General features: G+C 53.9%; 16 protein-coding genes. 8 read left to right on the forward strand and 8 right to left on the reverse strand.

Going from position 1 to position 17,762, the window contains the following annotated elements; genetic code table 11:
* Positions 1–843 carry a sulfurtransferase gene (locus tag CZ787_RS12080; RefSeq protein ID WP_087109502.1) on the forward strand — a complete coding sequence of 281 codons (843 nt, stop codon included), beginning with the start codon at positions 1–3 and terminating at the stop codon, positions 841–843.
* Between the two features lie 51 nt (positions 844–894).
* Positions 895–1,767 (forward strand): archaetidylserine decarboxylase, encoded by an 873-nt coding sequence (gene asd, locus CZ787_RS12085; RefSeq protein ID WP_087109504.1) that lies wholly within the window; start codon positions 895–897, stop codon positions 1,765–1,767.
* Between the two features lie 2 nt (positions 1,768–1,769).
* On the opposite strand, the gene epmA is transcribed toward asd, so the two are convergent.
* Positions 1,770–2,750: an EF-P lysine aminoacylase EpmA gene (gene epmA, locus CZ787_RS12090; RefSeq protein ID WP_087109506.1), complete on the reverse strand. Its 981-nt coding sequence runs from the start codon at positions 2,748–2,750 to the stop codon at positions 1,770–1,772.
* 147 nt (positions 2,751–2,897) lie between these two features.
* Positions 2,898–3,464: an elongation factor P gene (gene efp, locus CZ787_RS12095; RefSeq protein ID WP_087109509.1), complete on the reverse strand. Its 567-nt coding sequence runs from the start codon at positions 3,462–3,464 to the stop codon at positions 2,898–2,900.
* A 139-nt stretch (positions 3,465–3,603) separates the two neighbouring features.
* Here efp and epmB point away from each other — a divergent pair, with 139 nt between their 5' ends.
* On the forward strand, positions 3,604–4,623 hold the full coding sequence (gene epmB / locus CZ787_RS12100; RefSeq protein WP_087109511.1) for an EF-P beta-lysylation protein EpmB: 1,020 nt from the start codon (positions 3,604–3,606) through the stop codon (positions 4,621–4,623).
* Between the two features lie 88 nt (positions 4,624–4,711).
* On the opposite strand, the gene CZ787_RS12105 is transcribed toward epmB, so the two are convergent.
* Genes CZ787_RS12105 through dapA form a run of 5 tightly spaced genes read right to left on the reverse strand, consistent with a single transcriptional unit; the run spans position 4,712 to position 9,615 of the window.
* Positions 4,712–5,482, reverse strand: a complete 771-nt coding sequence (locus CZ787_RS12105; RefSeq protein ID WP_087109513.1) for a DeoR/GlpR family DNA-binding transcription regulator — start codon at positions 5,480–5,482, stop codon at positions 4,712–4,714.
* 25 nt (positions 5,483–5,507) lie between these two features.
* Positions 5,508–6,398, reverse strand: a complete 891-nt coding sequence (locus CZ787_RS12110) for an NAD(P)-dependent oxidoreductase (protein ID WP_087109515.1) — start codon at positions 6,396–6,398, stop codon at positions 5,508–5,510.
* Entirely contained in the window at positions 6,398–7,432 is a 1,035-nt protein-coding gene (gene pdxA, locus CZ787_RS18955; protein ID WP_217883869.1) for a 4-hydroxythreonine-4-phosphate dehydrogenase PdxA, read from the reverse strand. Before pdxA ends, CZ787_RS12110 begins: the two co-directional genes overlap by 1 nt.
* Before the next feature lie 45 nt (positions 7,433–7,477).
* On the reverse strand, positions 7,478–8,722 hold the full coding sequence (locus CZ787_RS18960) for a four-carbon acid sugar kinase family protein (RefSeq protein WP_217883870.1): 1,245 nt from the start codon (positions 8,720–8,722) through the stop codon (positions 7,478–7,480).
* Positions 8,723–8,739: 17 nt separating this feature from the next.
* Entirely contained in the window at positions 8,740–9,615 is an 876-nt protein-coding gene (gene dapA / locus CZ787_RS12120; RefSeq protein WP_087109517.1) for a 4-hydroxy-tetrahydrodipicolinate synthase, read from the reverse strand.
* A gap of 312 nt (positions 9,616–9,927) precedes the next feature.
* Here dapA and CZ787_RS12125 point away from each other — a divergent pair, with 312 nt between their 5' ends.
* The 5 genes from CZ787_RS12125 to CZ787_RS12145 all read left to right on the forward strand — a co-directional run bounded on the left by CZ787_RS12125 (position 9,928) and on the right by CZ787_RS12145 (position 16,701).
* Positions 9,928–10,926 (forward strand): TAXI family TRAP transporter solute-binding subunit, encoded by a 999-nt coding sequence (locus CZ787_RS12125; RefSeq protein ID WP_087109519.1) that lies wholly within the window; start codon positions 9,928–9,930, stop codon positions 10,924–10,926.
* Positions 10,927–11,002: 76 nt separating this feature from the next.
* Positions 11,003–12,922 (forward strand): TRAP transporter permease, encoded by a 1,920-nt coding sequence (locus tag CZ787_RS12130; protein ID WP_217883871.1) that lies wholly within the window; start codon positions 11,003–11,005, stop codon positions 12,920–12,922.
* A gap of 253 nt (positions 12,923–13,175) precedes the next feature.
* Entirely contained in the window at positions 13,176–13,535 is a 360-nt protein-coding gene (locus CZ787_RS12135) for a hypothetical protein (RefSeq protein WP_087109521.1), read from the forward strand.
* 74 nt (positions 13,536–13,609) lie between these two features.
* Positions 13,610–15,565 (forward strand): pyrroloquinoline quinone-dependent dehydrogenase, encoded by a 1,956-nt coding sequence (locus CZ787_RS12140; protein WP_087109523.1) that lies wholly within the window; start codon positions 13,610–13,612, stop codon positions 15,563–15,565.
* Positions 15,566–15,810: 245 nt separating this feature from the next.
* Positions 15,811–16,701, forward strand: a complete 891-nt coding sequence (locus CZ787_RS12145) for a ParB/Srx family N-terminal domain-containing protein (RefSeq protein WP_087109525.1) — start codon at positions 15,811–15,813, stop codon at positions 16,699–16,701.
* Between the two features lie 36 nt (positions 16,702–16,737).
* Here CZ787_RS12145 and CZ787_RS12150 read toward each other — a convergent pair whose 3' ends face one another.
* Positions 16,738–17,580, reverse strand: a complete 843-nt coding sequence (locus CZ787_RS12150) for an ion transporter (protein ID WP_087109527.1) — start codon at positions 17,578–17,580, stop codon at positions 16,738–16,740.
* Between the last annotated feature and the right edge of the window lie 182 nt (positions 17,581–17,762).

Below are 17,762 nucleotides of genomic sequence, written 5' to 3' on the forward strand. Positions count from 1 at the left end.
ATGAGCACCGAGCACCCATCATCAGAGTCAAATCTTCTACCGCTGATCGTTGAGCCAGAACAGTTGCAGAGTCGCCTGGATCAACCAGCGCTTTTGATCATTGATGTGCCGGTGAATCCGGATAGTTACCGCCAGGGGCATGTGCCGGGCGCGGTATATCTGGATTTTCGCTATCTGATGCGCGGCGAAGGCCCGGTGCCCAACGACGTTCCCGATGTGGATTTCTTATCGCAGCTGTTCAGCGCATTGGGGCTTACCCGCGACACCCACGTTGTGGCCTATGATGACGAAGGCGGCGGCTGGGCAGCGCGCCTTTTATGGACGCTGGAGCTGATTGGCCACACCCGCTACTCCTATTTAAATGGCGGCATTCATGCCTGGCGTGATGCCGGCATGCCCGAAAGCACGGAGCAAACCCGCCCCTCGCCTAGCGAATACCATGCACAAATTTTAAACCCGCAGGCGCTCATCACCTGTGATGAGATTAAAGCCAAGCTGGGTGACAAGCAGTTTGCAGTTTGGGATGCTCGCTCCCAGGGCGAATATAACGGCGAGAAAGGCAATAATAAGCATCTTGGCCACATTCCAGGTGCGGTCAATATGGATTGGCTAAACGCCATGGACCGGGCCCGCGCCCTGCGTATTCGCGACTACGCCGAGCTTATAACTGAGCTTGGGGCCATGGGCCTAACGCCCGATATGGAAGTAGCCACTCACTGCCAGAGCCACCACCGCAGCAGTTTTACCTGGCTGGTAGGCAAAGCCCTAGGGTTTAATATACGCGGCTATGCGGGCTCCTGGGGTGAATGGGGCAACCGCGACGATACGCCGATTGAAAAGTAACGTAACCGGCTTGGCTGGCACGACGTTTAACCACTGCTAAAAGTAATTAATGTGACGCTACCTCAAAAAGCTTTCTCGTTACTCCAGTACCCGCTTCCCCATCATGCCATCTCGCGTCTGACCGGCACGTTTGCGCAGAGTGAAGTGCCTTGGCTGAAAAACATGCTGATCAAGGCCTTTATCAAGCGGTTTAACGTCGACATGAGCCAGGCACTTGAGCCGGACCCAACGGCGTACGCCAATTTTAACGCGTTCTTTACCCGCGCTTTAAAAGCGGATGCTCGCCCGCTGGGGCAAGGCATTTTAAGCCCGGCCGATGGCTCGCTTTCGCGCCATGGTCGCCTGCAGGCGGGCCAGCTGGTTCAAGCCAAGGGCCATACCTATTCGGCTCAGTCGTTACTGGGTGGGGATGCCGCGCTTGCAGAAGAGTTTATGGGCGGCAGTTTCGCGACCGTTTATCTCTCGCCACGCGACTATCACCGTGTACATATGCCCATGACCGGCACACTGCGGGAAATGATTTATGTGCCTGGGCGAATTTTCTCAGTGAATAAAGCCACCGCGAGCTACGTGCCGAACCTGTTTGCACGCAACGAACGCCTGGTATGCATTTTTGATTCAGAACACGGCCCATTTGCCATGGTGTTGGTCGGCGCGATGGTCGTTGCCGCCATTGAAACCGTGTGGTCTGGGCAGGTCACGCCGCTGGCGGGCGTGCCTCAACGCACACGTTTTGACAAAACCATCACACTTGAGCGCGGCGAGGAAATGGGGCTATTCAAACTCGGCTCTACCGTTGTAATGTGTTTTGCCAAGCCAGTCACGTTTAGCAATCCAGCAACGCGTGAGGATTATCGACCAGAAGCCATGGTGCAAATGGGCCAAACCCTCGGTGATTTTCCGCCAGCCCCGCCTATCGCTTAGCGTTAGCAATTAGGCGTCGAAAAGGTGAGCACGTCTTCAAGGCGTGCTTTACCCAATGCCAATTGAATTAAACGGTCAATTCCCAGCGCTACGCCCGCACATTCGGGCATGCCATGCTCAAGCGCTGCCAGCAAACGCTCATCAACATCGACCTCGGGTAGCCCCAAGCGTCGCCGTTCAGCGTTATCGTCGCTAAAGCGAGTGCGCTGCTCAGCGGCATCGGTTAATTCGTGATACCCATTGGCCAGCTCAATACCGTTCAGGTAAAGCTCAAAACGTGATGCGACCCACTCTCCATCCACATCCTGGTGTCGGCGGGCAAGCGCCGCTTGGCTGGCGGGATAGTCCGTTACCACGCTTAATTCGTTCTGTCCCAACGTGGGCTCAATCACCATGCTCATCAAAAGATCGAGGCAGGTATCGCGGCCTTCGTTCACCAACACCCCGGTAGGCATCCGGCCTCGCTCAGCGGCTAGCGCGCGTAGCTTATCAAGTGACGTTGTGAAGGGGTCGATAGCCAAACAGGTATGAAACAGCTCGCGATAACGATAGTGCACTACCGGCCCGGCAAAAGCAGGTAACAGCGTGGCCACCAGCGTGGCGGTCTCATCGATCAGTTCGCCAAGCGAAAATCCTGGCCGGTACCATTCAAGCATCGTGAATTCAATGTTATGGCGCGAGCCCACTTCACCATCACGAAAACTACGCGCCAGCTGAAAAATGGGCCCACTGCCTGCGGCCACTAAACGCTTCATATGAAATTCAGGTGAGGTTTGCAGCCATAACCGCCGCTGGCCTTTATCAGTGCGCGCTTGAGTCGCAAGTGACACCAGGTGCACATCGGTACTTCCGCCCTGCCCAAGCACCGGCGTTTCAACTTCCAGTACGTCACGTTGGGAAAAAAATGCTCGCACCTTTGAAAGCAGACGTGCTCGCTCGCGCAGCGTTTCAATTTGCGCATTTGGTCGCCAATCAATGGCCATCACCGCTCCTTGAATAAAGTAAAGCCACGCAAATGCGTGGCCCTAATGTAGTACAAATGTAGCCAAGTGCGTAATAAAGCCTGCCGCTTTATCCACTTGGCTAAGCACTTAACTACTCACTTAACACTTAGCTTAAAAACGTACTTATCAAGCACGAGAAACGTACTCGCCGGAGCGCGTATCGATTTTTAGCACTTCGCCCTGGTTGATAAACAGAGGTACACGAACAACAGCACCCGAAGAGAGCGTCGCAGGTTTAGAGCCGCCCTGCGCCGTATCGCCTTTCAGACCCGGGTCAGTCTCGACCACTTCAAGCTCAATGAAGTTGGGCGGCGTCACCGAAATTGCCTTGTCGTTCCACAGTGTAAGCGTATAAGGCACCTGCTCTTTGAGCCATTTGATGGTATCGCCCAGCGCTTTTTTCTCTACGGCGTACTGCTCAAAAGAGCCGTCCGTTTTCATAAAGTGCCACATGTCACCGTCGGTGTAGAGATACTCCATCTCCAGGTCCATGACATCTGCACCTTCCAGTGAATCACCCGACTTAAAGGTACGCTCGCCTACACGGCCGGTCATCAGGTTACGCAGCTTAACGCGGTTAAACGCTTGGCCCTTGCCGGGCTTGACCAATTCGTTCTCAACGATCGAGCAAGGATCACCGTCGAGCATTACTTTTAAACCGCCTTTGAATTCATTGGTAGAATAGTTAGCCATGTTGCCTCTCTGTGATCTATTTCAGTTAGCTATTACAGTAAGCGATGCAGGCCAGCCTACGTCGCCGCAGCGTGGGTAGCATCGTCAAATAAGTGCGCGCATGATAACCCGAAGGAGGGCTTTTTTGCAGGAGAACATTATGATCGTTGCCTCGGATAATCACGAGCGATTCAACGAAACCTCAAGCCCCACGTGGCAACAGCAGCTTTCCAACGCCGTTCGCGACCCGCATGAGCTTTGCAAGCGGCTTGGACTAAAGAGCGAATGGCTCTCTGGCGCACATACCGGGCATACGCTGTTTGAAACCTGCGTGCCCGAGGCCTATTTGTCACGCATCGCTTACGGCGATACGTCCGACCCGCTGCTGCGACAAGTGCTGCCCGTCAGCGACGAAGCGCTCACGCCTGGTGGTTACGTGCTTGACCCTCTTGAAGAGGCCGATCATCGCCCTGCCAAAGGGTTGATTCACAAATACGCCGGCCGGGTGCTATTAATCGCAAGCCCAAACTGCGCAATTAACTGCCGCTACTGTTTTCGTCGCCACTTTCCCTACAGCGATAATTCACCTTCCAGGGCCCAGTGGCAAGATGCGCTTGATTACCTGCGTAGCAATCCCACCATTCATGAAGCCATTCTTTCCGGCGGCGATCCGCTGGCTGCCAACGACCGTCAGCTAGCCTGGCTAGTCGGCGAGCTGGAAAAAATCCCTCATCTTAAGCGGCTGCGCATTCACACACGCCTACCCGTGGTGATTCCTGATCGTATTGATAATGCGCTGCTTGCCTGGCTGGGTAACAGCCGGCTGCAAAAAGTCGTGGTACTGCATATCAATCACGCCAACGAGGTAGATCAAGCCGTCGTTGAGGCCTGCACCCGGTTAAAAGAAGCCGGCGCCACACTGCTTAATCAAAGCGTACTGCTGCGCGGCGTTAACGACGAAGTGGGCACACTCACCGCCCTTTCAGAGCGGCTTTTTGAAGCAGGCATTCTGCCCTACTACCTGCATGTATTAGACCCGGTGCAGGGTGCTGCTCATTTTGATGTACCGGATGATGAAGCGCGTGCGCTCATCACCCAGCTGCGTGAGCACTTACCCGGTTTTCTGATGCCCAGGTTAGTGCGCGAAGTACCTGGGGAGGCGAGTAAAACGCCGCTATAAAAGAGGTGGCGAATGCGGGGCGGCAAGCGTCTACCAACGCCTATGCCGCCACTGAATTCAGGGGTACATAGTTGAACTTGTCTAAAAGCTAGATTTCGACCACTTCGAGAGTGATGGCACGACTACGCTTAAACACTTCAAGCTTGTCATTTCCGGCCTGATCATCGGTAATAAGCGTCCAGTGGCTTAGCATAGGCGTCCAGTGTTGTTGTCGTGCGTTACCCAGCTTACTGGAGTCAGCAAGCACTACCACTTTCAGAGCGCGTCGAATCATCATCTCTTTTAAATAAGCCTGCTCAGCGCTGGCTTCGCACAGCCCCAAATCGGCCACTACACCGTCAGCGCTTACGAAAAGTTTATCTACCGATAAGCGTTCAAGCGCCGCCTGAGCCGTTACACCGTAGGTCGTCATACTAGCCGTCCGTAAGTCCCCACCTAAAAGCGTTACTTTGCAGTCCTTGATAGCCGCTAGAGCGGGCAGCGCAGCCACATTATTGGTAAACACATGAAGCCTGCGCCGCTGCCCTAACACCTTAGCCAGCGCCGTAGTAGTGGACCCACCGTCAAGCAGCAGCGTATCACCGTCTTCAATATGCCCAAGCGCAGCGAGCGCAAGATGCGCTTTGACATCGCCCCGTTCGTGCTGACGCTGAACCAGCGAGAGTTCTGGCTCACGCTTGCCTACCACTGCGGCGGCACCACCATAGGTGCGTACGATGTATCCCTCGTCGGCCAGCGATGACAAGTCTCGCCGAACGGTGGCCTCGGAGATATTAAAACGCTCACAAAGCGTCTCCACATCGGTCATTCCGTTGTGGACTGCTTCCAGCATGGCGCTGCGGCGCTTGGCGACTTTCATTGAGACTCCTTAAGGCAGAGCGCTTTTACGATGAGAAGGACACACCGTGTCGCTTAGCGACGATATCGGAAAGCTCAGGTACAAAGCTTTCTCCGGCACCTTCTTCCAGTGCGCTTGCGTATAAATCTTTAATGGCATGAGCGACTCCCGCTTGAACGTTCAAGGCATCCGCCAGGTTGGCTACGTAGCGGATATCCTTGCCAGCATTAGCCAGCGAAAAGCGGTGGGCGTCGCGGTCGCGCTCCAGCACGTACTGGAAGAACGTCTGATAAAAACCACTATCCATTCGACTGCCGCGTATAACGCTGTCAAATACCGCAGGAGTTACGCCCGCTTTGGCGCCGATGGTAAGCGCCTCAGAATAAATCGCACCGTAGCCCATGGCCAAAAATTGATTGAGCAGTTTCATGGTATGGCCAGCGCCTGCTGGGCCTACGTGCAGGATTTTACCCGCCCAGCACTCCAGCACCGGGCGCACGGCTTCAAGCGTGGCATCATCAGCACCGACGATAGCCTGTAGCTCGCCTGATTCCGCTTGGGTCGGTGTACCGCCCAAGGCAGCATCCATGAAAGTGACGCCCTTAGCGGCGAGCGTTTCGTTTAAGCGGCGCGTCAGAGTAGGGTCGGACGTTGAACAGTCCACAATGACAAGCCCTTCGTGAGCGCCCAACGCCAACCCCTGCTCACCTTCAACAATCGCTTCGACCTGCGGAGCGCCGGGTACACAAATAAACACAATATCCGAGCACTCTGCCAGCGCCTTGGGAGAGTCCACCGACTGAGCCCCCTGTTTCAGAAGCGGCGCGATGCTTTCCTCGCGCGGATCAAAAACGGACATTGAGTAGCCACCTTGCATGATATTACGAGCAATGTTGGCACCCATCAGGCCCAAGCCGATAAAGCCGATACGTTTCATTATGCGTTCTCCTTGACGGTGGTTGATGTAGCGGGTTTTTCACGACGATTGGCGAGGTCAACGGCTTGCTTAAGCGCCTCAAGCAGACTGCGTTCGTCAGCCACGCCTTTCCCAGCAATATCAAACGCCGTGCCATGATCCACTGAGGTACGAATAACGGGCAATCCCACGGTCACATTAACGCCGGCCTCAAGCCCCATCACCTTAACGGGGCCATGCCCTTGGTCGTGGTACATCGCCACCACTACGTCAAAGTCACCTCTGCCAGCGCGGAAGAACAGCGTATCGGCAGGAAGCGGGCCTTGAACATCCCACCCACGCGCGGTGAGTTCTTCGATCGCAGGTACAATTTTCTCTTCTTCTTCGCCATAACCGAACAGACCGTTCTCACCAGCGTGAGGGTTAATACCACAAACGCCGATACGTGGGTTATCGATACCCGCGCGGGCAAGCGTTTCATGTGCACGCTCGATAGTACGTTTGACGAGTCCCGGCTCGATACGGTGAATAGCGTCTAGCAGACCGATATGGGTGGTGACATGAATGACGCGAAGATTGGGCGCCACCAGCATCATCGAAACCTCGTCGATGCCGGTCAGGTGCGCTAGCATCTCCGTATGTCCTGGAAAGAGGTGTCCGCCAGCGTGTAGCGCCTCTTTATTTAGCGGTGCTGTACAGATGGCATCAAGATCGCCCTTATGCGTCAGCTCAACGGTATGCGCAATGAACTGATAAGCCGCATCACCGGCAACTGGGGATACCTGTCCGTACGGTAAATCTTCAGGGATCAGTCCAAGATCAATGCAGTCCACTGTGCCTGGCGTAAATTTCGCCGCACTAACATCATCAATCACATTCAGGGTCAACTGGCTGCCAACAATCTGCCCCGCTTTTTTCAAACGACCCGCGTCGCCGATAACGAGTGGTCGGCAGGTGGTGTATACGCTCTCATGGGCAAGAGCCTTCATGATGACTTCAGGGCCGACGCCTGCGGCATCCCCCATGGTGATACCTACAACAGGAAGGTAGCTCATTGGTAGTATTACTCCGAAGTAACTAGGAGCAGAACCTGGCAAGGCTCAACAGCGACATGAACTGGAAGGACGTTTATCGACCAGCGTGCGCCAAGCCTCATAAAGCGTCGTCTCGCCACCAAAGGCGCCCGCTTTGGTCACTACCGGCATGCCTTGGCCGCTAACCGAGAGCGCAACACCCGGCTCAAGCTCATCAACGAGACGCAGATGATTGATACCGGCCGCGCTAAGCAAGGCTTTAGCTGTTTCGCCGCCCGTCGCGACGAGCGCCCCAAGTAGGCTTATATGGTTGCCCAAGTGGCTAGCTAGACGTTGCGACAGCGCATAACCGTCAATGGAAGGGTCCGGGGCTTGCTGAGTCAGACTTACGAGTACGTTGTGTCCTGCCTCAAGCGCTTGTTGCGCTCTTTTCAGCGCAAAAGGCGCACCCTGGAAGGTCAGTAGATCGGCGATATCCACTTGGAAGTGTTCAAGCGCTTTGCCACTTTTCGTTAACAGATAGTCAACCTGGCGATGTGAAACGGACGACATACTCCCCACCACCATCAAAACCGGCCCTTCTATCGTGACGGGGGGCAGTAAAGCCGTACCTGCGTCACGACCAAGATAGGGGCAGAGCGCTTTTGAAAGCCCTGCCGAGCCTACCCAGAAGATGCGATCAAGGATATGCGTTGCTTCAGCGAGACGCTCAAGATCTGCGTCACTTTCGGCGTCGCACACCACGGCCTCTATCTGATTTTGCTGATGTTTTAAAAGCCACTGACTTAGCACGTCCGTAGATGACTCGCGCAGCGTGGCAAGCGATAAGTGAGCGACGTTAATATCCGCCTCGACCAGCATATCGCTCAGTGAAGCCTTGCCGCTCCGCCCCTCATTGCCCCACACCGGTGTCTCTTCGACAGGCGTATGGTCAATGAACTGTCGTGCGTCTCGAGTAAAGCGCTTCATCGTGGGCATGGCCGGTGCTACCACCGCCATTCCCGCCTCAGGAATCAGCGCGGCAACTTCCTGAGCCCAGTTGCCACGAAGTGTTGAATCGATTTTTTTATAAAGACGAAGGCCTGGCTGACGCACTGCGCGCCAAGCCTCAACATTCAGCTTAGCTGCCTCGGTTGCGTCCAAATGGCGAGAATCCGTATCGAAAACCAACACCTGCGCATCTACGTTATTTTGCAGGGAAAGCTCAATAACCGTCGCTGAACCGCTCCTGGCGTAGCTCACCGCGCAGTCAGCAGCACCTGACAGATCATCCGCCAGAATAATAAGCCGCGCCTTGTCCGATAAAGACATTGATGGCCTCTCAACCATTAGCGATAAACCTGCATCAATTCATCAAGCTGCTGGCGCTGTTGATCGCTTAGCGGTAGTGCGGGAGCGCGTGTAGGGCCTGCTGGCATGCCCATCAACTCGGCTGCTGCTTTCAATACCACCGGCATGGTCGCCATACCGAAGGCGGTGCGCAGCACGCGAAGTTTTTCCTGTGCTTCACGAGCTGTTTCCATGTCGCCTGCCTGGAAGGCGTTATAGATGGTCATCACGACATCGGGTACTGCGTTGGTGGTAGCCGCTACCGCGCCATCGGCACCCGCCAGTAGGCCCCAAAGGATGAGTGAGTCGGTACCCGTAAAAACAGCAAAATCGTCGCGCTTCAAACCAATCAGTTGCGTCAACCGGTCAAAATCGCCGCCGCTGTCTTTAATGCCTTGCACCATGGGCAGGTGCGAAAGCTCGGCCACAGTATCAATGGTAATCGTGCCGCCAGTTTTAGCGGGAATGTTGTAAAGCATAAAGGGGAGCGATGCTTGCTCAGCAATCGCCGAATAATGAACGACAAGCTCACGCTGGGAAACCGCGTTAAAGTAAGGAGTAATGATCGAACATGCATCAACCCCAACCTGTTCCATCCTGGCGTTCATGTCGATCACGCCTTGGGTGGTAAACGCACCGGTCCCCGCAATAACTGGCACTCTCCCATGAGCCTGATCAACGACTATTCGCGCAACGTTCAGCTTTTCGTCGTCACTTAGCGCAAAGAACTCACCGTTAGTGCCCAGCGCGAAAAGCCCATGGACGCCCTTATCAATCAAGGTATCGACCAATGTACGCAGTGCGGCTTCATCTACCGCCTGACGATCGTTCATTGGAGTAATCAAGGCGGGGATAATGCCTTTAAATAGCGTCATGGCGTCAGTTTCCTCAGCTCGTTTGCGATCAAATCGATCATAAAAATGATTGATTTAAAAAAATATCGCAAGCAAACCAAGCAAATATAATTGACCAAAACGATCAAAAAACAATTAAGAATCTGAAAATACAATAAAAACAAGTGATTTAACTTTAGTATATACAACAAAAGTACAAATGCATAAATTGATTGTTGCGATCATTTTATAGTCATTGGAGGTTGAGGGTGCAGCACCCGCCATTTGTTAGCGACCTCTTGCGTGAAGCCTTTCTACTCACCAAGCACTGCACAATAAAAAATCGGAGATCCAATGAAAAACCTTAGGAATACCGCTCTGGCTACCATTTTGGCTGCTGTTCCTATGTCCGCATGGGCTCAGGACGCGACAATTCGCATCATCTCACAGGATCCAGGCACTGGTTGGTATGCTTACGGCTCGGCGGTGGGCGAGATCATCGATCGGTCTGAAGGTGAGTTCAATCTTAATGCTGACGTCTTGCCTCGTGGTGGCGGCATGGTGAATCCATTGGCAGTAGGCCAGGGTTCAGCCGACATAGGCTTTGCCACTGCTAATGCCGCTCTTTGGGCGCGTGACGGAATCGGGGAAGAGTTCGAAGGCCGCTCGGCGGAGAACCTGCGTACGCTTGTCGGCGGTTTGCAGGCCGCTTATACCACCATTACTGCTCGCCGTGCTTATGTAGAGCGTACTGGCCTGACGACATTCGATGATATGGTCAATGCTGAAAATCCGCCACGCTTCGTGCTCAAGCCCACAGGTTCGCAGGTACCTATCCTCGCCGACCATATGTTTGAAGCGCTTGGTACCAGTCTCGAAGAAATGCGCGACCGTGGTGCAATCAACCAGATCAGTACCGCCCAGATTGCCCAAATGATGCGTGATGGCACAGCAGATGTGTATATCGAGAACGCACCACTGGGTCAGGCGACCATGCAGGAATTAGCGCTGACTACCGATGTGGTCCTGGTTCCCATGTCCGATAACGTGCTTGACCATATGGTCGAAGTGGGCGTCCCGCGCATCGCTCTGCCCGAAGGCAGTTATCCGAAGATGGACGGTGACTATGCTTCATCGAATACACCTACGATCTTGATCGTCAGCACCGATCTGGATGATGACGTCGCTTACCAGATCACCGCAGCGATGGTCGAGGCACGCGATCAGTTGGCTGAGTCCTTCCCTCCGCTGGCAGGCTGGGATCCTCAGGCGGGTGCTCAACCCGATCAATCGGTACTTGAACTGCACCCTGGCGCGGCTCGTTACTATCGCGAACGTGGCTGGATCGAGTAATCGCTCGGCAAATAATCATTATCTTTAAACCGTGTGACGCCGCCGCAGGTTTTCGCGGCGGCGCACGGTCGTAAATATGGCCATCAATTTCGGGGTGCGTGTATTGAAACCGTCCGACCTGCTTACCTTTCCGATGCTAATGCGTGTCGTACAGATAGGGCTATCCTTCACCTACGTGACCTATCTGCTCCGGCATTTTTTCAACCCGGCATCGCCACTCGCCGCGGTAACGTTCCACGTTTTTATGGCTGTGGCGCTGGTTTTTGCTTTCAATCCGCTAAATTGGCGAGCAGGCCTTACACGCTGGCTAGGGCGGGCAATCGACATTGGCGCTATTGCATTGTCAATCGGCTTCGTTTGGACCTACCAAAACGAAATAGGCCGCCTCGAACGCCACCTTGAGATGATCGACCCTGTCCTGCCGCTCGACATGTTTTTGCATATCGTAGGCCTGGTTCTAATATTTGAAGCCGTACGGCGCGCTGTGGGCTGGTCGCTTTTGGTAGTGGTCATGGGCTTTCTCGCCTATGGCTATCTCGGGCCTTATTTCCCTGGCTGGATGTCATTTCCTGGCTTTTCGCTCTCGACGATGGCCGAATTGATCAGTATGAAAACTGACGGCATTTTCGGCGTCACAGCAACGGCGGCCATCAATTTCGTTTTCTACTTCGTACTGTTTGGCACGATCTTTACTTTTACCGGCGGCGGTGCGCTATTCATTGACTTGGCTATGCGTATGACTGCCCGCCTAAAAGGTGGTGCGGCCAAAATGGCGCTGGTAGGTTCGGCGCTGTTTGGCATGGTATCAGGCTCCGCCATTGCCAATACAACATCGACCGGGGCGCTGACCATCCCGATCATGAGGCGTGCGGGCTACTCCAAGGACCAAGCCGCCGCGACCGAAGCGATTGCTTCGACGGGTGGGCAGCTTATGCCCCCCATTATGGGCGTGGCAGCCTTCGTCATGGCGGATCTTTTAGGTATCCCCTACGGCACGATCGCGGCAGCCGCGCTGATCCCATCAGCGGCCTTCTACTTTGCTCTTTATGTCATCGTTGACCTGCGTGCCCGTCGCTACGGCATTGGCAACGTTCCGGCCGAACTGCTTGAGATCGCCCCCGTACTACCTCGAGTTCACCTTTTGGCTTCGCCTATCGCCATGATCACCTGCCTGATCATCGGCTACTCTGCTCCCTATGCAGCGCTGGTGGGTACGGTAACGGCGCTAGTCGTACCTGTTTTACGTAAATCGACCCGCTATGATCCGCGTCAGCTTTTCGATGCGATACTGGATACCGCAAAACAAATGGCGTGGATTTCAGCCCCGCTAGCGGCCGTCGGTATCGTAATGGTCGTGGCTACGCAGTCGAACCTTGCACTGAATTTCGTGAGTATTCTATCGGATGCAGGTACAGGTCAGCTTTACCTTTCATTACTGCTGGTCATTGTAGGCTGCATCATCATGGGTATGGGACTTCCTACGGTGGCAGCTTATATCATTGGCTCGCTAATTTTCGTACCAGCGCTAATGGATTTAGGGGTAGATCGTCTGGCCGCCAATCTCTTCGTTCTTTACTACTGTGTTCTATCGATGGTTACCCCGCCGGTTGCCTTATGCTCCTATGCAGCAGCGGGTATCGCGAACTCCGATGCGAACAAAACTGGTCTTTTAGCCTTTGCCTACTCACTGGTGATCTTCCTTGTGCCCTTCGGGTTTATCAACGACCCCCACATTCTTTGGCAGGGCACAGGACTCCAGATAGCGGTGGGCGCGGCAGGGATGTTCCTTGCTACCTTCTCGTGGGCAGTGTTCTTGATGGGATGGATGAACGGCAAACTTTCATGGTTGGAAAGAGGAATTTTTCTGGCAGTCAGCCTGTCGCTTATCTTGTCACCGACGCTCTCACCCGCATGGGACATTAGTGTGATTGTAGTAGTAGCGCTGCTCTTTTGGTGCTTCACCCTACGCCCGCGCTTTGTGCCGGCACAAGCCTAAGTTCATTGGCACGATGATGGGGCGCAGCGTGAAGCGCCCCCAACGCTCCCCCTAAGAGGCTTACCCAGCATACGGGCAACTCACTAGCCCCTACCAGCACCATCAACCAGATGCATCCCCTCTCGTCTCCTCGCAACCGTCTCGTACATAAACCTTCTGTTAGCGCCACCTCAATTACCGGTGTCTGCTACGCTTAAACAAACAATTAGGTAAACATTGGAACAAATCTATTCATCACAGGAGTGATAACGCAATGTCGCGATTACAAAGACGCCGTACGGGCGCAGGAGTACTGCTTTTAGCCGCTTTAGCAGGTGTTTTTATTTCTGCTTACGCTTATATAACACCGTTGACCGGAGTAACCGGCACGCTTGGTGCATTGGTGGCTATTCTGGCCTGCGTTGTGCTCATTGCCGCGGCACTGGTGCTCTTCAAACTTAACGCCAGCGGCGGCCTCATCGCGCTTCGTACGCTTATTATTATTGGGCTGGCCGGGACATTTTTCGCCGCTATGCTTTTACACCAGTGGTGGCTGGGCGTCGCCATGGTTATAGGCCTGATCGGGCTGATAGTTGATATAACAAGCTCCCCCTCTAAACCCACTCGGACCTGAGGCGCTCTATGCCTGCTCATTATGTAAACACCCAACGCCAATGTGGGCGTTCATCCTCTCGTTTCACTGGCAACATGCTTTTAGCTCTACTGTTCACACCGTTACCGCTATTGGCGCAAGCGCTGCCTTCCGAGCAAAGCGAACCTTTAAACGAGACAAATAGCCGCCAAGCAATTCCGCTAGTACCCGAAGGAGCCATTTGGGATAGCTTTCACGGGCAGCTTAATGCGCAAAAATATAGCCCCCTGGATCAGATCAACGTAGACAACGTGGGTAATTTAGAAAAAGCGTGGGAGTTTCATACCGGCGATGTCTCCGATGGCTCTGGCGATATTCCTCCCACGGTTTGGTCAGCAACCCCGGTATTTGCCAACGATACGCTCTATATAGGCACGCCGTTTTATCGCGTATTTGCCCTGGACCCCGCCACCGGCGAGCAGCGCTGGATGTTTGATACCGAATCCTCTCTTGAAGCCTTGACCCAGCCAGCGCTTAAAAGCCGCGGGGTAGCCTACTGGGAAGCGGACGAGCCTTCTGACAATGCCTGCGATAAAATTATCTACTTCGGCACCATGGATGCTCAGCTTTTCGCACTCGATGCCGATAGCGGTGAACCCTGTGAAGACTTTGCTGATAACGGCGTTTTGAACGTTAACCAGTGGAATAATATTCCCGAAGATTGGCCGTTATCGCTCTTGCAACCGCCCACCGTCGTAGGTGACCGGCTTATCCTGGGCTGGGCGGGTAAAGATTGGGCAACCAGTGAAGCCCCTTCGGGTACCGTTTTCTCGATTAATGCGCGCACAGGCGAGCTTGAGTGGGCCTTTGAAGCGCTATCTGAAGAGATGCGTGAACGCAGCGGTACCGCCAATGTTTGGACTCACATGGCAGCCGATGAAGAACTTGGGCTTGTATACTTGCCCATCTCTTCGCCCTCGCCCAACTTTTGGGGCGGTAATCGCACCGAGGAAGTGCCGCTGGCCACGTCCACGACCGCACTGGATATTGAAACCGGAGACGTCGTATGGTCACGCCAGTGGGTACATCACGACCTATGGGATTACGACATTAACGCCGCACCTACCCTAATGGATATTACGATCGATGGTGAAGAGATACCGGCGTTAATGCAGGCCACCAAAATGGGTTTTCTCTTCGTGGTTAACCGTGAAACCGGCGAAGACGTATGGCCGATTGAAGAGCGCGAGGTACCTAGTGGTGATGGCACGGTAGAAGGCGAAGTCTACTCACCTACACAGCCATTTCCCACCAAACCCGCCCCGCTTCTTGACCAGTCAGAGAAACCCAACATCTGGGCGCTGGCCGATGCGGTGAGCTTTGGCCAGTGTTCCGCCCTTTGGGATGATCTTTGGTACGAAGGCATGTACACCCCACCCACCACTCAGGGCGAAGGAACACTTGCCTACCCGGACAGTGCCGGTGGCGTGCAGTGGGGCGGCGTGGCCTTTGACCCGGTTAATCAAACGGCCGTCGTTAATACGTCACATATTGTGCAGTACGTGAAGCTATTTAATCGTGAAGACTTTGAAGAAGCCGACAGTGGCTCAGGTAATGAAAGCGGGTACTCTCCCCAGGAGGGCGCGCCCTACGGCATGCGCTTGGAAGTAGCACTTAACTGGCTTGGCATGCCCTGCTGGGAACCGCCCTTTGGCGAGTTGGTGGCGCTGGATATGACCACTGGCGATGTGAAGTGGCGCCGCCCGGTGGGCGCTTCACAGCAGTATGGTTTTTTCATGCCTGAGCGCTGGGGCTCACCGACCATTGGCGGCCCGGCAATCACGGCAGGAGGGCTTATATTTATCGGCGCATCAATAGACGCCAAACTCCGCGCTTACTCGCTTGAAACCGGCGAGCAGCTTTGGTCTGACCAGGCGGAAGCGCCCGCAGTAGCCAATCCTGCCGTTTACGAGTACGAAGGGCGTCAATATGTGGCGTTTGTGGCGGGTGGCAACTCTATTATAAAAGATCAGGTAGGCGACCAATTGGTAGTCTATGCCCTGCCCAAATAACCCATAATAATCTTGTCACCATTAACGGGGCTGCTCTTGAGAGACAAGGGCCGCCCCATTTTTATGGTAGCTCTCACCAAGCGTCTACCCAAAGAGGACAGGATAAGTCTTGACACCATATTAATTGGTTGAGCTTTACTAACCAGCTGAGTTGTATGGGGGTCGTTGGAGGGCGTCAACGGAGTGTCATCTTCTATCGGTAACCTTACGCGAATACCGAAGACGATAGCCCTCTGGAGAAACGGATGAAACACGCGTTAACGCTGCTAGCCCTGCTACCGCTAAGTGGTTTTTCAGCACAAAGCACGGCTGCCGAGATTCTTGAGGTAGCCCTGGGCGAGTTGCACCCTACCCAGCCAGCGCTTGGCTACCGGCAAATGAGCTACAAACAGGGCCGCTTTGCGGTAGACCACAAAAAGCTCTTTGATGAATATTGCGAAACTGCAGGGCAAGGAAGCATTGTCCGTTTTGACGATAACTCATCGCTACGTGATCTCGATAGCTTTGAATGTAGTGATGCAGTGGGCACCCACCTCGAAGATATGAAAACCGCGGTTATCGCCCCTAACAGCGGCGTCTATATTACCGACGGCCATCATACCTTTAGCAATTACCTCGCACTGGAAGGCCCTGATCTAGTTATGCCCCTGCTTATCACGCATAATTTCAACGACCTACCCGATATGAAACACTTCTGGGCAACCATGCAGGAAGAGCGGCTGGTTTGGCTGGATGCGCCCGACGGCCCAATTGCCTCAGAAGAGCTGCCGGAGCACGTTGGTCATGGCCATCAGGTCGACGATCCTTATCGCTCATTGGTCTACTTCACCCGCGGAGTCGGTTACAAGAAACCCGCTACGCCGCCGCCTTTTCTCGAATTTTACTGGGGGCAGTGGCTAGCCGAGCGCCTACCCCTGGAAACACTGAACTTAACGACCCTTGAAGGCTATACCGACGCCGTCACTCGAGCAGCGACATTAATGGTTGAGGTATCACCCGATGCACTGATCGCCACCACCTCTACGGGCAGTTTGACCGCCCAAGAAATGGGCCAGCTGCCAGCGTTTAATAGCGCTGAATTGGAAAAATCACTCTCTGAGCATGGCAAGCTAGCTTACGCATTTTCCACCGAGTAGCACCGGTTTAAGCAGCTAGCAGGTGCGGCCTGCCTTTTATTGAGGCGAGTTTGGGTCACGCTTTGTCAGCGCTGCTTCCATCCGGTCCAGCTGAGCACGCAGTTCGCGAACATCGCTACGCAGCCCCTGTATTTCAGCTTCTTCCCCTTCGCCATTGTCCAGCGCCATCTGGGCGCTCTCTTTTTGCATGACGTCCAGCACAATGCCGATCATCATATTGAGAAAGATAAAGGCGTTGAGGAATATGAACGTTAAGAAGTAGATCCAGGCATAGGGAAAGTGTTCCATCGTCGGGTACAGAACGGCGGTGGCCCAGCTTTCAAACGTTGCTACCTGAAAAAGCGTTAGCATGGCCAGTGCAATATTGCCCCATAGCTGCTCATCGACGGTGTGGAACAAGAAGCTGCCGATTGCGGCATAAATGTAGAAAATGATAAACATCAAAAGCACCACGTATCCCATACGCGGTATGGATTTGATCAGCGCCGACAGCAGCATTTGAAGCTCAGGAATCATTGACACCAGGCGCAGCACGCGGAAGATGCGCAGCAAGCGCGCCAGCAATACCATTTCCGACTCGTCCATGGGGATTAGACTGGCGGTAACAATCAGAAAATCAAAGACATTCCAGCCTTTCTTGAAGAAATCCCGCAGTCTGGGCTCTGCCGCCATACGGATCAGAATTTCGACCAGAAAAAATACCGTCACCGCCATATCCAGAACGCCGAGCCACTGCTCAAACCGGCTCACCTCATCGTAAGTGCGCGCGCCAATCACCAACGCCGACACCACGATAATGGCAATCACAAATGTCTCAAAAAACGTGTTACTACGCAGCTTTTCAAAGCGTGCCTGCCAGGTACTAAAGGAAGTGCTCATTGCTGTAAAGTTCTCGCAAGCATAGAAAATTCAAAAAATAGTTTAAAAAATGAGAAGCATTATTCATCCTCCCCATGCGGCAACGCAAATGCTACCTGCAATAACCGCCATCCGTTTGGGGCGTGCATCAACGGCAAGCACCCAATCACTTGCTCTTGTTCATTGAATAAGCGGACCGATTA

The sequence above is a fragment of the Halomonas citrativorans genome (genome assembly GCF_900163645.1).
Taxonomy (GTDB): domain Bacteria; phylum Pseudomonadota; class Gammaproteobacteria; order Pseudomonadales; family Halomonadaceae; genus Vreelandella; species Vreelandella citrativorans.

Excerpts from the sequence above, each read along its gene's own strand:
- CZ787_RS12130 (WP_217883871.1), top strand. The coding sequence starts at position 11,003 with ATGGCCATCAATTTCGGGGTGCGTGTATTGAAACCGTCCGACCTGCTT.
- epmA (WP_087109506.1), bottom strand. The coding sequence starts at position 2,750 with ATGGCCATTGATTGGCGACCAAATGCGCAAATTGAAACGCTGCGCGAG.
- dapA (WP_087109517.1), bottom strand. The coding sequence starts at position 9,615 with ATGACGCTATTTAAAGGCATTATCCCCGCCTTGATTACTCCAATGAAC.
- CZ787_RS12145 (WP_087109525.1), top strand. The coding sequence starts at position 15,811 with ATGAAACACGCGTTAACGCTGCTAGCCCTGCTACCGCTAAGTGGTTTT.
- epmB (WP_087109511.1), top strand. The coding sequence starts at position 3,604 with ATGATCGTTGCCTCGGATAATCACGAGCGATTCAACGAAACCTCAAGC.
- CZ787_RS12110 (WP_087109515.1), bottom strand. The coding sequence starts at position 6,398 with ATGAAACGTATCGGCTTTATCGGCTTGGGCCTGATGGGTGCCAACATT.
- CZ787_RS12135 (WP_087109521.1), top strand. The coding sequence starts at position 13,176 with ATGTCGCGATTACAAAGACGCCGTACGGGCGCAGGAGTACTGCTTTTA.
- CZ787_RS12125 (WP_087109519.1), top strand. The coding sequence starts at position 9,928 with ATGAAAAACCTTAGGAATACCGCTCTGGCTACCATTTTGGCTGCTGTT.
- CZ787_RS18960 (WP_217883870.1), bottom strand. The coding sequence starts at position 8,722 with ATGTCTTTATCGGACAAGGCGCGGCTTATTATTCTGGCGGATGATCTG.
- CZ787_RS12140 (WP_087109523.1), top strand. The coding sequence starts at position 13,610 with ATGCTTTTAGCTCTACTGTTCACACCGTTACCGCTATTGGCGCAAGCG.
- CZ787_RS12080 (WP_087109502.1), top strand. The coding sequence starts at position 1 with ATGAGCACCGAGCACCCATCATCAGAGTCAAATCTTCTACCGCTGATC.
- efp (WP_087109509.1), bottom strand. The coding sequence starts at position 3,464 with ATGGCTAACTATTCTACCAATGAATTCAAAGGCGGTTTAAAAGTAATG.
- pdxA (WP_217883869.1), bottom strand. The coding sequence starts at position 7,432 with ATGAGCTACCTTCCTGTTGTAGGTATCACCATGGGGGATGCCGCAGGC.
- CZ787_RS12105 (WP_087109513.1), bottom strand. The coding sequence starts at position 5,482 with ATGAAAGTCGCCAAGCGCCGCAGCGCCATGCTGGAAGCAGTCCACAAC.
- CZ787_RS12150 (WP_087109527.1), bottom strand. The coding sequence starts at position 17,580 with ATGAGCACTTCCTTTAGTACCTGGCAGGCACGCTTTGAAAAGCTGCGT.